Here is a 15,828-nt window from a genome sequence, read left to right as displayed (position 1 = left end):
AATCATTTGATTTAATCAGCTTGCAGGCAAGGGCACGGGTGTTCTCAAGAACGGCCGCGTTCAGGCGCTCAGGCGTCGAACACCGTGCTCCACAGCTTCTGGATCGCTTCACGCTCGCGCTGCAATTCGGGCGGCATGACCTGCGTCGGCGCTTCGTTCAGGCGCGCCACATGCTGCACCCGGCGCAGTTCGCGGTAGGCGCTGGCAGCATCCTGGCCCACGCCGCCCGGCAGCAGTCCGGCGCTTTCCGCGCGTAGCAAGAGGGCGATGTTGCCGACGTTATCGACCAGTTCCGGGTGCCGGGCCGATTCGGACAGCACCAGGAACTGCACCGCGAATTCGGCATCGACCATGCCGCCGGCGCTGTGCTTGACATCGAACTTGCCGCCCCGGATGGGGTGCGCGCCGCGCACCTTCTGGCGCATGTCCTCGATTTCCTGGCGCAGGGCCAGCGGGTCGCGCGGCGCGGTGATGACTGCCCGGCGCACCTCGTCAAAGCGCTGGTGCAGCGACTCGCTGCCCAGCACGAAACGCGCGCGCGTCATGGCTTGGTGCTCCCAGGTCCAGGCGGTGTTGCTGCCGCGCTGCTGCTGGTAGTTGGCATAGGCTTCGAACGGCGTGCTGAGCAGGCCCGAATTGCCGTTGGGGCGCAGCGCGGTGTCGATCTCGTACAGGTCGCCTTCGCCGGTCTTCAGGGTCAGCCAGTTGATCAGCTTGCGAACGAAGGCGGCATACACCTCGGGGGCGCGCTCGTCCTCGTCTTCATAGACGAACACGATGTCCAGGTCGCTGCCGTAGCCCAGTTCCTTGCCGCCCAGCTTGCCATAGGCAATGATGGCGAACTGCGGCTTGTCGCGGTGCCGGTTCTTCAGGTGCCGCCAGCACCAGTCGGTGGTGAGGGCGAGAATCGCTTCGGCCAGCGCGCTCAGGTCGTCGGCCACCTGCTCGACCGTGAGCACGCCTTCCACATCGCGCGCCAGGGTGCGGAACACCTCAACATGGTGGGCGCGCCGCAGCAGGTTCAGGCAGGTTTCCTCGTCATCCTCGCCGGTGCGCCTGAGCGCTGCAAGCCGCTGCTGCAGGTCGCTGGAAAAGGTGGCCGCGTCAAAGCGCTCGCGCATCAGCTCGTCGCTGGCCAGCTCGTCGATCACGCCGGGGTGCTGCATCAGGTAGCGCGCCGGCCACTTGGCCGCGCCCAGCAGCCGCAGCAGCCGCTCGTGCACCGACGGGCGCTCCATCAGCAGTGCCAGGTAGCTTTCGCGGCGCAGCAGCGGCTCGATCCAGTCGATCAGCCGCAGCGCCGCCTCTTCGCTCACGCTGCCTTCGAGCAGCCAGTGGGCGGTGCGCTGCACCAGCCGGCTCAGGCGCGCGCGCGATTCCTCGCGCAGGGCCAGGATGCGCGGATGCTGGCACCACAGCGCCAGGCGGCTCCTGAACTGCGCCGGCCACTCGGGCGGCAGCTGGTCGAGCAGGTCATCGAGCTGCTGGACCGGCCTGTCGCCCGCTTTGCCGCAGCCCTTGCCATTGCACTTGGGCTGGCCGCCGAGCAGCCGGTCGAACTCGCCGGCGACCAGCTCGCGGTGGCTGTCCAGGTCGCACAGGAAGGCGCAGCAGTCGCCGTAGCCCAGCGTCTGCGCAATCCAGGCCAGGTCGTCGTCGCGCGTCGGCAGCACATGCGTCTGCTGGTCGTCCAGGTACTGGATGCGGTGCTCGACGCGGCGCAGGAAGTCATAGGCGCGCGCCATGGCGTCGGCGGTGTCCTGCGGCATCAGCCCGGCATGGGCGACGCGCTGCAGGGCGTCGAGCGTGGGCCGGGTGCGCAGTTCGGGAAACTGCCCGCCGCGCACCACCTGCAGCAGCTGCACGGTGAATTCGATCTCGCGGATGCCGCCGCGCGACATCTTCACGTCGTTGGCGCGCTCGGGGTGGCCGGCGCAGCGCTTGGCCGCATGCTCGCGGATCTGCCGGTGCAGCACGCGCAGCGCATCGAACACGCTGTAGTCCAGGTAGCGCCGGAACACAAACGGCAGCACCGGGCCGCGCAGGGCCCGCGCCGAGCCACTCTGGATGCATTCGAGCGGCGCCACGACGCGGCTCTTGAGCCAGGCAAAGCGCTCCCACTCGCGGCCCTGCGCCTGAAAGTATTCTTCCAGCGCGCTCAGTGACACCGCCGCCGGGCCGGAATTGCCGTTGGGTCGCAGCGCCAGATCGACGCGAAACACAAAGCCGTGCTCGGTGGCGTCGCCGATCAGGCTGAACACCGCCCTGACCTGGCGCGCGAAATACTCGTGGTTGGAAATCTGGCCCCGGCCGTCGGGGCGGCCGGCCGTGTCGCCGTCATGGTCATAGACGTAGATCAGGTCGATGTCGCTGGACACATTGAGTTCGCGCGCGCCGAGCTTGCCCATGCCGACCACCCACATTTGCGCCGGCACGCCGCCCGGGGCCTGGGGCGCGCCGTGCTGCGCATCGAGCGCTTCCCGCGAGTGGCGCATGGCCACGTCAAGCGCCAGTTCGGCCAGCTCGGTCATGGCGCGGGTCACGACGTGCAGCGGCGCCTGATTCGCGCCAGGACCGTCGCAATCGAGCAGCACCAGCCGTTCAAGGACCAGCTGACGCAAGACGCGCAGGGCGGCGCCGGTTTCCAGGCCGCCGGTCAGCAGCGCATCGAGCGTGGCCTGCATCGTGGCGCGCACCGGCGCGCCGGCGGGCAGCAGCGGCATCTGTGCGGCATAGCGGCGGCGAATGCGCTGGACATAGCGCGAGTAGGTCGAAGCCGACGAAGCCGGCGAGGTGGCCGGGGCGGTCAACCCCACGGCAACAGGGGTTTTCAGACAGGCAGTTGAAGAATCGGGCATCACACTACTTCACAAACTTCGTGGTTCTGCGCCGGCCGGTTTTACCGTCGGCGGTCATAATTCTCAGGTCAATGGAGCCTACCCTTACCAGCCCGCCAGTTTTGCCAGCCTTGCCGTCCCGACGCCTGCGGTGGATTGCCGTGGCCCTGCGCGGCCTGCTGTGGCTGGTCGCCTCGGCCTGGCTGCTCTTTGGCCTGAGCTGGCTGGTGCTCCACGGCTGGATTGTGCCGCGAATCGCCGAGTTTCGTCCGCGCCTGGAAGCCCAGGCCAGCCGGGCGCTCGGTGTGCCGGTCCGCATCGGCCAGATCACCGGCCGCTCGGAAGGAGCCATTCCCTCCTTCGAGCTGCATGACGTCAGCCTGCTCGATGCGCAGGGGCGCGAAGCGGTGCGCCTGCCGCACATTCTGGGCGCGCTTTCACCTTCCTCGCTGTGGGGGCTTGGCTTTGAACAACTGGTGATCGACCGGCCCGAAGTCGATATCCGGCGCGCTGCCGACGGAAAAATCTTTGTCGGCGGCCTAGAGGTCTCCAAGGACAGCGACACCGGCCACAGCGCCATGGCGGACTGGCTGTTTTCGCAGACCGAATTCATCGTGCGCGGCGGCACCGTGCGCTGGACCGACGAGATGCGCCAGGCGCCGCCGCTGGCCTTGAGCCAGGTCGATGGCGTGATGAGGAATGGCCACCGCCGCCACCTGATGCGCCTGGACGCGACGCCGCCGCCCGAATGGGGCGAGCGCTTCAGCCTCAGGGGCATCTTCAGGCAGCCGCTGCTCTCTAGGCGAACCGGCGATTTCGCGGCCTGGACGGGGCAGGTGTACGGGGACTTTTCGCATGTCGATGTGTCGCGCATCCAGCGCCATGCCAGCCTGGAGTCGCTGGGGCTGGCGCTGAACGGGGGGCAGGGCGCCTTGCGCGCCTGGCTTGACGTCGGCAAGGGAAAAGTCACCGGCGCGCTGGTCGATGTGGCGCTGCGGGACGTGGACGCCCGGCTGGGCAGCCGGCTGGAGCCGCTGGCTTTTGAATCCCTGGCCGGGCGCATGGGCGCAAGCCAGCATGCCGGCGGATTTGATGTCAGCACCGAAGGCCTTCAGTTCCGCCTGCAAGACGGCCTGCAGTGGCCAGGCGGCAACCTGGCGCTGGCTCACACCCGCGCGTCGCGGCGCGGACCCGAGCACACCACCCTCAAGGCCGACAGGCTGGACCTGGCCGCCCTGGCCCGGATCGCCAGCCGCCTGCCGCTGGACAACACAGCCCAGGCGCTAGTGGCTTCTTTCGCGCCCCAGGGGCTGGTGGAAACGCTGGATGCCCGCTGGCAGGGGCCACTGGATGCGCCCTCGGCCTTTGCGGTCAAGGGCCGTGTGGCGGGGTTGAGCGTGGCCGCGCTGCCGGCCGCAAGCGCCCTGCCGGACACCCCTGGCCGGCCCGGCGTCAGCGGCGCGACGGTGGATTTCAACCTGACGCAGGACGGCGGCCAGGCCAGCGTGAAGATTGCAAAAGGCGCTCTGGAGCTGCCCGGAGTTTTTGAAGACTCGAAGCTGGCGCTCGACCGCTTGTCCACCGAGGCGCAATGGAAGCTCTCGGGCAAAAAAATCGATCTGCAATTGCGCGATGTGCAGTTTGCCAATGCCGACGCCCAGGGCCAGGCGCAGGTGCGCTGGCGCACCGATGACCGCGCCGCCGGCCCGCCCGAAGCCGGTGGCTCGCCGGATCGCCGCTTCCCCGGCATCCTCGACCTGCAGGGCAGCCTGAGCCGGGGCGACGGCAGCCGCGTGCATCGCTACCTGCCGCTGGTGCTCGGAGACGATGTGCGCCACTATGTGCGCGACGCGGTGCTCAAGGGGCAGGTCAGCGACGTGAAGTTCAAGGTCAGCGGTCCGGTCGAATACCTGCCTTTCGCCGATCCGGCCCAGGGGGATTTCCAAGTGTCGGCCAGGGTGAAAAACGGGCATTTCGTCTATGTTCCCAAAGCGCTGCAGCCGCCGGGCGCGGCGCCCTGGCCGGCGCTGACCGAACTCAATGGTGAACTGCTGTTCAGCCGGGCATCGCTGGACGTGAAGGGCGCCAGCGGCAAGGTCGCCGGCCTGCCGGGACTGCAACTGGTCAAGGGCGAGGCCCGCATCGCCGACCTCGAACACCAGGCGACGGTCGAGGTGGCGCTGGACATCAAGGGCGTGCTCTCGGACGCGCTGGGTTTTGTCAACACTTCCCCGGTTGGCGAGATGACCGAGCGCGCCCTGGCCAGCGCCACGGCCGGCGGCGCGGCCGACTACCGCTTTCGCCTGCGCCTGCCCATCAATGAGATTGACAAATCGACCGTCGAGGGCAGCGTGACCCTGCCGGGCAATGACGTGAGGTTCGTGCCCGAAGCGCCGCTTCTGGGCCAGATCAAAGGCGTGGTGAACGTGACCGACCAGGGCTTTACCGTGGCCGGTGCCCAGGCGCGGCTGCTCGGGGGCGACGTTCGCATCGACGGCGGAACCCGGCCCCTGGCGTCTGCAACCGGCCCCAAGACCAGTGTGGCCTTCAGAGCGCAAGGCACGGTCACGGCCGAAGGGCTGCGCCAGGCCAAGGAGCTGGGGCTGGCGTCGCGCGTGGCCGCGCATGCCAGCGGCAGCACGGCCTACACCGCCTCGCTGCTGTTCCGGCGCGGCGTGCCGGAGGTCATGGTGTCCAGCAGCCTGCAGGGCATGGCGCTGAGCCTGCCGGCGCCGCTGGCCAAGACGGCCGAAGCCGCGTTGCCGATCCGCTTTGAGAACGTGCTGCTGCCCGGCTCGATGGAGGCTGGCCAGGCGCTGCAGGACCAGCTGTCGGTCAGCATCGGGCGCGTGGCGGCCATCAGCTACCTGCGCGACCTCAGCGGGCAGGAGGCCCGCGTGATCCGGGGCAGCATCGGCGTGGGGCTGGACGCGGGTGAAGCGACTCCCGCGCCAGAGTCCGGCGTGGGGGCGAACATCAACCTGGCGCGGGTGGACCTGGATGCCTGGGAAAAAGTCCTGAACGATGCGTCCGGCGGCGTCATGGCGCAGGCCGCCGCAAGCTCTTCTACCGGGCCGGCGGCAGCCATGAGCTATCTGCCCAACGTGATGGCCATACGCGCCAGGGAATTGAAGGTGCAGGGGCGCAGCCTGAACCATGTGGTGGTGGGCGCCAGCCGCGAGGGCCTGAACTGGCGCGCCAACCTCAATGCCGCCGAGCTGGACGGCTACATGGAGTTTCGCCAGCCCGGCGCGCAGGGCGCCGGCCGCGTCTATGCGCGGCTGTCGCGCCTGAGCCTGGCCGCCAGCGAGGCGAGTGAAGTCGAGGCCATCCTGGACGAGCAGCCGGCCAGCATTCCGGCGCTCGATATCGTGGTCGAAGACCTGGAGCTGCGCGGCAAGAAGCTGGGGCGGGTTGAAATCGACGCGGTCAACCGGGGCGCCACGGCGGCCGAAGGCGGCGTTCGCGAGTGGCGGCTGAACAAGTTCAATGTCATCCTGCCCGAAGCCGTGCTGACCGCCACCGGCAACTGGGCTGCGGCCCTGCCCGCCGGGCGCCGCCGGTCGGCGATGAATTTCAGGCTCGACATTGCCGATTCGGGCGAGTTGCTCAAGCGCCTGGGCATGAACGGCGTGATCCGGCGCGGCAAGGGCACGCTCGAAGGCCAGATCGACTGGATGGGTTCGCCGCTGAGCCTGGACTATCCGAGCCTGAGCGGGGAGTTCCATGTGAACGTCGCATCCGGCCAGTTCATGAAGGCCGACCCGGGCATTGCCAAGCTGCTGGGCGTGCTGAGCCTGCAGTCATTGCCCCGGCGGCTGACGCTGGATTTCCGCGATGTTTTTTCAGAAGGGTTTGCCTTTGACTTTGTTCGCGGCGATGTCACGATTCGCCAGGGCGTGGCGCATACCAACAACCTGCAGATGAGCGGCGTCAATGCCGCCGTGCTGATGGAAGGCCGCGCCAGCATTGCCGATGAAACGCAAAACCTCAAGGTGGTCGTGGTGCCTGAAATCAATGCCGGCACGGCCTCGCTGATTGCCACGGCCATCAACCCGGTGGTGGGCCTGGGCAGCTTTCTGGCGCAGATGTTCCTGCGCCGCCCGCTGATGGAAGCGGCCACCCAGGAATTCCAGATTGACGGAAGCTGGTACGACCCCAAAATCACGAAAATTGATCGCAAGGCCCGGGCCAAGTCCCAGGCAAGCGAGTTGACTGTGGAGAAACGCTGACCATGAAAATAGCCGCCATCCAGATGGTTTCAGGTACTGGCGTTCAGGGCAACCTGGACGCCGCGCGGGCGCTGCTGGCGCAGGCTGCGGCGCAGGGCGCCGAGTTGGCCGTCCTGCCCGAGTATTTTTGCGTCATGGGCATGAAGGACACCGACAAGCTCAAGGTCCAGGAAAAATCCGGCAGCGGCCTGATCCAGGACTTCCTGAGCCGCTCGGCGCGCGAGTTGCGGCTGTGGATCGTCGGCGGCACATTGCCCACGGCAACCGGCGATGCGGGCCGGGCGCGCAACAGTTCCCTGGCCTATGCGCCCTCGGGGGTCTGCGTGGCCCGCTACGACAAGATGCACCTGTTCCGCTTCACGCAGGGCGGTGAAGACCACGACGAAACCCGCGTGCTCGACGCCGGGACGCAGCCGGTGCGCTTCGAGCTGGCGTCGCGTGACGGCCACATCTACACGGTTGGCCTGAGCGTCTGTTACGACCTGCGCTTTCCGGAGCTGTACCGCGCCCTGAAGGCCGACCTGCTGCTGGTTCCCAGCGCCTTCACCTACATCACCGGCCAGGCGCACTGGGAGTTGCTGCTGCGCGCCCGGGCGATTGAAAACCTGGCCTATGTGGCCGCCGCCGCGCAGGGCGGACTGCACGAGAACGGCCGCCGCACCTGGGGTCACAGCATGGTGGTCGGGCCATGGGGCGAGATTCTGGCGGAGCAGGCCGAAGGGCCGGGCGTCATCATGGGTGAGGTGCTGCATGCCCGGCTGCAGGAAGTTCGCCAGCGCCTGCCCGCCTTGAGCCACCGGGTGCTATGAGTTGATGAGCCTGAAGTTTCCCCGGCTGGCCCGTTGGGCCAGCCAGCGCATTTCCCTGTGGCTTGTGCTGCTGGCGCTGCTGGTGGCCCTGCTGGGGCTGCTGATCTGGCTGGCCGGGCGCTACGAAGCGAGCGTGCTGCAAAGCCGGCTTGAAGACAATGCGGCGCAAGCCGTGACCGATATCCGCTCCGGCCTGAACCGCAACCTTCAGGCTTTTCAGGCCCTGCATGCCCGCGAGCGCGGCCTTGACGCCTGGCAGGCGCCGGCAGGCCAGTTGCTGCATGAGCACAGCGAAATCCTGCGGCTGGAGTGGCGCAACGAAACGCTCGGCATGCTTGGCTTTGTCGAGACACCGTTTCGCAAGCCGGTGTTTGAAAAGCTGGACCGCCCCAGCCTGCAGGCCGACGTGAGCCTGACCTGCACCTCTGCCCGCCGCCTGAGCGGCCCGGCTTATTCGCTCAGCTATTTTCTGCCGCAATCCGACGGGCTGGGCATGGAAGTGATCGACATGTGCCTGCCCCTCATGGAGTCGGGCCGCCTGACGGGCTATGTCGTGGCCACCTATTCGCTGCAAAACCTGCTGGCCGAAGTGGTCAGCAAGCCTTTGTCACAAGGCGTCGGGCTGTCCCTGACCGAGGCCGACGGCACGCGCCTGGCGATGTACGGGGTGCCGGCACGCGGAAGCCGTGCGTTCGTGGCCCGGCAGCTGCTCGACTTGCCGGGCAGCACGATGGTGGTCCGGATGGAAAGCCGGCGCGGCACCCCGGCCCTGTTTCCCAACGTCCTGACGGCGCTGGTGACCGCTATGTCGCTGGTGCTGCTGGTCGTGCTGTTCCTGCTGGGACGCGACATGCGGCGGCGCCTGCAGGTCGAGCACGACCTGGGCGAGGCGCTGGCCTTTCGCAAGGCGATGGAAAACTCGCTGCTGACCGGCCTGCGCGCCCGCGACCTGCAGGGCCGCATCACCTACGTCAATCCGGCTTTTTGCAAGATGGTGGGGGTCGATGCCCAGGAGTTGCTCAACCAGAGCATGCCTTCGCCGTACTGGCCGCCCGAACTGGCGAACGCCTACCAGCGGCGCCAGGAAATGCGCCTGGCCGGCAATCAGCTGCCCCGGGAGGGCCATGAATCGGTCTTCATGCGCAAGGACGGCACGCGCTTTCCGGTGCTCATCATGGAGGCGCCGCTGATCAATGCGGTGGGCAAGCACACCGGCTGGATGAGCACCATCCTGGACGTCAGCGAGCAGCGCCGCACCGAGGAACTCTCGCGCGCCAGCCAGGACCGCCTGCAGGCCAGCGCCCGGCTGGCCATGGTCGGCGAGATGGCTTCGCTGCTCAGCCACGAGCTGAACCAGCCGCTGGCGGCGATTTCAAGCTACGCCACCGGCTCGCTCAATCTGTTGCAGGACGAAGCCCGGGGGGATCGCGCGCCGGATTCAGTCGCCCTGTTCGATGACCTGCAGCTGGCCATGGGCCGCATTGCCGAGCAGGCCGAGCGGGCCGGCAGGGTCATCAAGAGCGTGCATGACTTCGTGCGCAGGAGCGAAAGGGTGCGCGAAGCGGTCCCGCCGCGCGCGCTGCTGGACGCCATCATGCCGCTGGTGAGCCTGCAGGCGCGCAAGCTTGGCGTGCAGGTGGCTACCGTGGTCGATGACACCTGCCCGCCCGTGCTGTGCGACCGCACCATGGTCGAGCAGGTACTGCTCAACCTGGCGCGCAACGGCATGCAGGCTATGCGGGGCTGCAACGATGCGCAAACCGCAGCGCCAGCCTCGTTGCAGCCCGACAAGGTGCTGACATTGCGCATTCGCCCGGCCGCCTCCAATGCGCAAAGCCAGTGGGTTGAATTTGCGGTGATCGACCAGGGCGAAGGCATTTCCGGCGAAGTGGCCAGGCAACTGTTCACCCCCTTCTTCACCACCCGCAAAGAGGGCATGGGACTGGGCCTGAGCCTGTGCCGCACGGTGATCGAGCAGCACGGCGGTTTCCTCGGCTATGAAAGCGTCCAGCCGCAAGGTACCATTTTCAGTTTTACCCTGCCGGTGGCCGCCATGCCCGGGGCCGGGGAAGACGCGCATCACCCGCTTGAAGAAAGTTGACATGGAGCCAATCCACAATGCCACCGTTTATATCGTCGATGACGACAAGGGCGTGCGTGACGCGCTGGCCTGGCTGCTGCGCTCCCGGCGCCTGCCCAGCGAAGCGTTCGCCAGTGCCGAGGCCTTCGATGCGCGGGTGGCCCATGGCTTTGAGGTCCGCTCGCCTTCGTGCGTGCTGCTCGACGTGCGCATGGGCGCCCTGAGCGGGCTGGCCATGTTTGAAAAACTGATTACCTACGGCCTGCTGCCCACCCTGCCGGTGATTTTCCTGACCGGCCATGCCGATGTGCCGACCGCCGTCGATTCGGTCAAGCGCGGCGCCTTTGATTTTTTTGAAAAGCCTTTTTCGGACAACGCCCTGGTGGACCGGATCGAGCAGGCGCTGGTCCAGTCGGCCGCCGCGCTGGTCCAGCACAGCCAGGCCACCGGCCTGCGCGCGCAGCAGGACAGCCTGACCGAGCGCGAGCGCGCGGTGATGCTGCTGGTGGTCGAAGGACTGCCGAACAAGCTGGTCGCCGACCAGCTCGACATCAGCGTGCGGACCGTCGAAGTCCACCGGGCCCGGGTTTTTGAGAAAATGGGCGTCAAGTCGGCCGTCGAGCTGGCCAATCTGCTGCGCAATCTGTAGCGGATGGCGCTTATTTCCCATCCTTCTTCGTATCGGACGCAGCGCGCGCCGATCCGTCCTTCAGTTCGCCTTTTTGACGGCCAGAAAACATCGTCCACCACACAATGAACACCAGCAACAGCAGCGCACCCAGCGCTTCGAGTAAAAGTAAGGCCATGATCTGTTCCTGGAAAGCGGTTGAAGGCTTGACGCGCTGGCTGCCGTCGTTGCGCAAGGCGTCAATTATCGCCATCGCCGCAGGGCTGGCGGCCTGCACCAGCGTGCCCCTGCCGCCTGCGTCTTCTTATCCGGACGGCGTGCAAGCCCCGGCCGTGGTGCTGCGCCCTGGCGAGGCGGGTCCGCTGCCGCCGCCCCGGCTGCAGGGGAAAAGCCGCTGGGTTGCGGTGCACTGGGCCGAATTGCCGGGGTTCGAGGAAGACTCGCTGTTTGAAGCCTGGAACGCCTGGATCAAGAGCTGCGAGCGGCCCGGCCCGGTGTTTGCCCCGCTGTGCGGCGAGGTGCGGCGACTGAGCATTGCCTCGCCCCGCGAGCAGCGCGACTGGATGGTCGCCCGGCTGCAGCCCTACCGCGTCGAGTCGCTGCAAGGGGTGTCCGAAGGCCTGCTCACCAGCTATTACGAGCCGGTGCTCAAGGCCAGCCGCCAGCCGGGCGCCGGTTATGACGTGCCCCTGTACCGGCCGCCCACGGGCCTGGGCAACCGCCGGCCGTGGTTTTCGCGCCAGGAAATAGACACCCTGCCCGAGGCGCGCGCCGCATTGCGCGGCCGCGAAATTGCCTGGGTGGACGACCCGGTCGAAGTGCTGTCGCTGCATATCCAGGGCTCGGGCAGGCTGAACATCACCGAGCCCGACGGCTCCCGGCGTGTGGTCCGCGTGGCCTATGCCGGTTCCAACGAGCAGCCTTTTCGCAGCGTCACCCAGTGGCTGCTGGACCAGGGCGAAGGCCGCATGGTCGCGCCCTGGGTCGAATCGACCAAGGCATGGGCCGCGAAAAAGCCCCAGCGCGTGCAGCAAATGCTCTGGAGCAACCCGCGCTACACCTTTTTCCAGGAGCAGCCCCTGAGCGACTTTGACGCAGCGTTTGGCCCCAAGGGCGCGCAGGGCGTGGCCCTGACGCCCGGCCGCTCCATCGCCGTCGATCCGGGCAGCATTCCCTACGGCACGCCGGTCTGGCTGGCATCGAGCGGCAATGCGGCCACGCTGCAAAAGCTGGTGCTGGCGCAGGACACGGGCAGCGCCATCGTGGGCGCTGTCCGCGCCGACTATTTTGCGGGCACGGGCGTTGACGCCGGCCTGCTGGCTTCGCGCGTCAACCAGCCGCTGCGGCTGTGGGCGCTGTGGCCCAAATAAACATTGAAGGATGAACACATGAAGCAACACTCCGGCAAACGAATGGCCTGCGCGATGACACTGGCGGGCCTGCTGGCGCTGGCCGGCTGCGCGGGGATGAATCGCAGTGCGCCCTTGGAGTCGCCGGTCAGCGCGTCCTCGGGGCCGCCGGTTTATGCATGCGAGCAGAACCTGAAATTCAGCGTCAGCTTTGCCAATGACACGGCGGTGCTCAAAGGCGCGCGCGGCGACGATGTGCTGCTGCGCGATGCCGGCGGCCAGGGTGCGCAGACGGTCTATAGCAATCCGCGGCTGCGCGCCGAGTTTGGCCTGGGCGCCAGTGGACGCGAGGCGGTGCTGCAGTATCTGCAGCAGCCCTTGATGGCGCGCTGCCTGCGCGACTGAACGTGCTCCCTGGCGCAGGAGCGCTCGGGTGGCGCATGTCACTGGAGTGTCATCAGGCCAATTTAAGCTCCTCAGGCTTAGCACCTTTGACCCACCTGAGAGCACACGATGACACATCCAATCAACTTCAACGACGAGAACTCCAACACTTCGCCCAACCCAAGTTTTGACACGGTGCTTCAGGCCCGCCTGAGCCGCCGTGGCCTGCTGCGCGGCAGCGTCGGTACCGTGGGGACGAGCATGCTGAGCGGTCTGGCCCTCGCGGGTTGCGGCGGTGGCGATGACACCCCGGCAGTGACTCCGGTGCCCGTTCCTACCGAAACCCTGCTGGGTTTCGCCGCCGTGGCCAAAACCATGGCCGACACCGTGACCGTGCCCGCCGGCTACACCGCCAGCGTGATTTACGCGCTGGGCGACCCGCTCAAGGCCGGCACGCCAGCCTACAAAAACGACGGCACCGACACCGACTTTGAAAACCGTGCCGGCGACCACCATGACGGCATGGAGTGGTTCGGCCTGGACGCCGATGGCAAGCCGTCCACCAGCACCACCACGCGCGGCCTGCTGGCCATGAACCACGAAGCCACCACCGACGAGAAGCTCAGCTCCTTTTTCGTGCATGCCAATGGCGGCACCAGCACGCTGCCGCGCCCGGCTGCCGAAGTGGACAAGGAAGTCGCCCTGCACGGCATCTCGGTCGTGGAAGTCAAAAGCACCAGTGGTAAATGGGCCAGCGTGCCCGGGTCAAGCTTCAACTTCCGCCTGACCGCCCTGAGCACCAACATCCAGCTTAACGGCCCGGCGCGCGGCAATGCCCTGATGGTGACCAAGTACTCGACCGACGGCACCAAGGCGCGCGGTACGCTGAACAACTGCGGCACCGGCAAAACCCCCTGGGGCACCTTCCTGACGGGCGAGGAAAACTGGGCCGGCTATTTCACCCGCAGCGCCGCCGACGACACCACCCGCAACGACAAGAGCGTGGTCGCCCTCAAGCGCTATGGCCGCAACGCTGCCGCCGCCAGCCGTCACGGCTGGGAATCGGCCGGTACCGCCGACCAGTACGCCCGCTGGGAGATCAGCCAGGGCGTGGGCGCCGCGTCCGCCGACTACCGCAACGAACTCAACACCTTTGGCTATATCGTCGAGCTTGACGCCTACGACAAGACCAAGACCGCCCGCAAGCGCACCGCGCTCGGCCGGTTTGCGCATGAAAGCGCCGCTTTCGGCAAACCGGTCGTCGGCCAGCCGCTGGCCGTGTACATGGGCGATGATTCGCGCGGCGAATACATCTACAAATTCGTCTCCGCCGCCAGCTGGGCTGCGGCCGACGCCAGCCCCACCGACCGCGTGACCACCGGCGACAAATACCTGGACAGCGGCAAGCTGTATGTGGCCAAGTTCAACAGCGACGGCATGGGCCAGTGGGTCGAACTGTCCATCGCCAACAGCGCCATTGCCGGCTATGCCGGCTACACCTTCGCCGACCAGGCCGATGTGCTGGTCAACGCCCGCCTGGCTGCCGATGCCGTGGGTGCCACCAAGATGGACCGTCCCGAGTGGTGCTCGACCAATGTGGTCAATGGGGAAATCTATTTCACGCTGACCAACAACAGCAACCGTGCCGTCGATTCGGCCAGCATGCCGCCCGACAGCGCCAATCCGCGCGTCTATACCGACATAAAGGGCAGCAGCAGCACGCAAAAAGGCAACCCGAACGGCCACATCCTGCGCGTCAAGGAGGCTTCGGCTGGCAGCACCGCCACCACCTTCAGCTGGGATGTGTATGTGTTTGGCGCCGAATCCAGCGCCGCGCCGGGCACCGTCAACCTGTCCAGCCTGACGGGCGAGCAGGACTTTTCCAGCCCGGACGGCCTGGTGTTCAGCCCATCGACCGGCATCATGTGGATCCAGACCGACGACGGCGCCTACACCGACGTGACCAATTGCATGATGCTGGCGGCCCTGCCCGGACAAGTGGGCGATGGCGGCAAGAAAGCGCTGAGCTACACCAAGACCGACGGCAGCGCGCTCAACGTCGATACCTACGTGGGCAAGGCGCCGGGCGCCGACAAGCTCAAGCGTTTCCTGGTGGGCGCAAAGGACTGCGAGATCACCGGCCTGTGCGAGACGCCTGACGGCAAGGCCATGTTCATCAACATCCAGCACCCGGGCGAAGGCACGAAGATGGCCGACATTGCCGACCCGGCCAAGTACACCAGCCAGTGGCCCAGCAACGCCGGCTACGGCGCCGGCAAGCGCCCGCGATCGGCGACCATCGTGATCACGAAGAATGACGGCGGGCGGATCGGCAGCTAAGCCCAGCCCTTTGAGCCAAACCACAACAAGCTGATTCCGGCTCAGCCGGTTGCCCGGTCTCCTGCGGAGATCGGGCTTTTTGCTATCTAATTAATAGCTGCTTGTGCACGTCCAGCATGCGCAAGAGCCATTATTTGCTTAAATTTTGCATTTATTTTTGATTTGTGCCGTGCTGATGGCTTCAACTTCGCCCTTCCACTTGGCCACATCCCCGGCACTGTCGCCGGTCAGCTTGCTTGCCGGAATGAGCACGAAGAACACAGTTGCCGCATCGAGATTTGCCTTGGTGTCTTGCATGCTCGAGAATTTGGCAAGTTCTGCGCGGGCGTCTGACATTTTGGTGGAGAGTTGCGGGCAATCGTTGTCGATGTATTTCTCGTGAGAAATATAGGAGGCGGAAATGCTTTCAGGGCGGGTGGCGCAGGCACCCAGAAGTGCGAGCGTGACAGAAGCGAGCAAGATTTTTTTGAACATGAGCGGGGCGTTTTAGTAGTAGTGGGTGAATACCCGATGAAAGTCAAAACCTCAATCGGTGCCACAAGACACCAAAATTGGTATCCAAATGTATGCTGTGTGTAAGTCGATATTGCTTACATCTTGTTGGCACGCTGACGTTTTAACGTGCTGCGGTGGAGGAGCCAAAGGAACCGGCTCGAATAAAGGACGCATGCTTTTCGGTGATAAGCCGCTCAAGACATTCACCGCACACCATTGGCATGCAAATACCTGACGACGGCATGAGATTAAAAGCGCACCGCAATCTTCATGCAGTTGTTGGCTTCCGCATCCTTGATAGAGGGGTCACCGCCATGCTTGAGCATCATTACAAAACTGGCGATGTTTTTGTCGTTGCTGTAATGCATCGTTGTTCCATTGCCCGAGCGAAAGGCTCGCTCGGGCAAGGGTGGCAATTACTTGTTGCCGTCGGCGTTGTGCGCTGCGGCGCGTTGCAACGCCACCGCTTTGCACTTTGCCGTCATGAATACGGGCCTCGGCGGACTGAATGCGTGCTGCTGCCGGAGTCGTCATGCGTTTGGGCGAAGGCGCGGGAGTGGATTTTTTGGCCATGGTGAAACCTCGTTTAAATAAGCGTTGCCGGGATTGGCAACGCAACGAAGTTTGGGCGTCCTGCTGACGCAAATCCACGGCGCGCGTGGTTAAAAACTTTT

Annotated in this window: 11 protein-coding genes; 7 read left to right on the top strand and 4 right to left on the bottom strand. The window is 65.9% G+C overall.

The genetic code is table 11. From position 1 onward, the window contains the following. Positions 1 to 68: 68 nt before the first annotated feature. Positions 69 to 2,858, bottom strand: a complete 2,790-nt coding sequence (glnE, locus tag PNAP_RS19480; RefSeq protein ID WP_011803260.1) for a bifunctional [glutamate--ammonia ligase]-adenylyl-L-tyrosine phosphorylase/[glutamate--ammonia-ligase] adenylyltransferase — start codon at positions 2,856 to 2,858, stop codon at positions 69 to 71. A 71-nt stretch (positions 2,859 to 2,929) separates the two neighbouring features. Here glnE and PNAP_RS19475 point away from each other — a divergent pair, with 71 nt between their 5' ends. The 4 genes from PNAP_RS19475 to PNAP_RS19460 are packed head-to-tail and all read left to right on the top strand — an operon-like array spanning position 2,930 to position 10,607. Continuing rightward, positions 2,930 to 7,069 (top strand): YhdP family protein, encoded by a 4,140-nt coding sequence (locus PNAP_RS19475; protein WP_011803259.1) that lies wholly within the window; start codon positions 2,930 to 2,932, stop codon positions 7,067 to 7,069. 2 nt (positions 7,070 to 7,071) lie between these two features. Further along, on the top strand, positions 7,072 to 7,878 hold the full coding sequence (locus PNAP_RS19470) for a carbon-nitrogen hydrolase family protein (RefSeq protein WP_011803258.1): 807 nt from the start codon (positions 7,072 to 7,074) through the stop codon (positions 7,876 to 7,878). A gap of 4 nt (positions 7,879 to 7,882) precedes the next feature. Continuing rightward, complete coding sequence (locus tag PNAP_RS19465; protein ID WP_011803257.1) at positions 7,883 to 9,979, top strand: two-component system sensor histidine kinase NtrB; 2,097 nt, start codon at positions 7,883 to 7,885, stop codon at positions 9,977 to 9,979. A 1-nt stretch (position 9,980) separates the two neighbouring features. After that, entirely contained in the window at positions 9,981 to 10,607 is a 627-nt protein-coding gene (locus PNAP_RS19460; RefSeq protein WP_011803256.1) for a response regulator transcription factor, read from the top strand. 10 nt (positions 10,608 to 10,617) lie between these two features. Here PNAP_RS19460 and PNAP_RS27720 read toward each other — a convergent pair whose 3' ends face one another. Next, positions 10,618 to 10,764: a hypothetical protein gene (locus tag PNAP_RS27720; protein WP_198140655.1), complete on the bottom strand. Its 147-nt coding sequence runs from the start codon at positions 10,762 to 10,764 to the stop codon at positions 10,618 to 10,620. Between PNAP_RS27720 and mltA the strand changes: the two genes are divergently transcribed. The 3 genes from mltA to PNAP_RS19445 all read left to right on the top strand — a co-directional run bounded on the left by mltA (position 10,712) and on the right by PNAP_RS19445 (position 14,659). Continuing rightward, positions 10,712 to 11,956 (top strand): murein transglycosylase A, encoded by a 1,245-nt coding sequence (gene mltA, locus PNAP_RS19455; RefSeq protein WP_011803255.1) that lies wholly within the window; start codon positions 10,712 to 10,714, stop codon positions 11,954 to 11,956. The two genes, PNAP_RS27720 and mltA, sit on opposite strands and share 53 nt — an antisense overlap. A gap of 18 nt (positions 11,957 to 11,974) precedes the next feature. Continuing rightward, complete coding sequence (locus PNAP_RS19450; protein WP_011803254.1) at positions 11,975 to 12,340, top strand: hypothetical protein; 366 nt, start codon at positions 11,975 to 11,977, stop codon at positions 12,338 to 12,340. Between the two features lie 108 nt (positions 12,341 to 12,448). Continuing rightward, positions 12,449 to 14,659, top strand: coding sequence for a PhoX family protein (locus PNAP_RS19445; RefSeq protein ID WP_011803253.1), 2,211 nt, complete (start codon positions 12,449 to 12,451; stop codon positions 14,657 to 14,659). A 138-nt stretch (positions 14,660 to 14,797) separates the two neighbouring features. Here PNAP_RS19445 and PNAP_RS19440 read toward each other — a convergent pair whose 3' ends face one another. Together PNAP_RS19440 and PNAP_RS27140 are read right to left on the bottom strand one after the other, a co-directional pair. Next, positions 14,798 to 15,133 carry a hypothetical protein gene (locus PNAP_RS19440; protein WP_011803252.1) on the bottom strand — a complete coding sequence of 112 codons (336 nt, stop codon included), beginning with the start codon at positions 15,131 to 15,133 and terminating at the stop codon, positions 14,798 to 14,800. 327 nt (positions 15,134 to 15,460) lie between these two features. After that, positions 15,461 to 15,727 carry a hypothetical protein gene (locus PNAP_RS27140; protein WP_157040330.1) on the bottom strand — a complete coding sequence of 89 codons (267 nt, stop codon included), beginning with the start codon at positions 15,725 to 15,727 and terminating at the stop codon, positions 15,461 to 15,463. Positions 15,728 to 15,828 lie beyond the last annotated feature (101 nt).

It is taken from the genome of Polaromonas naphthalenivorans CJ2 (assembly GCF_000015505.1).
Lineage (GTDB): Bacteria > Pseudomonadota > Gammaproteobacteria > Burkholderiales > Burkholderiaceae_C > Polaromonas > Polaromonas naphthalenivorans.
The sequence above is the reverse complement of the archived record's forward strand: the minus strand, read 5'-3'. Positions and strand labels throughout refer to the sequence as shown.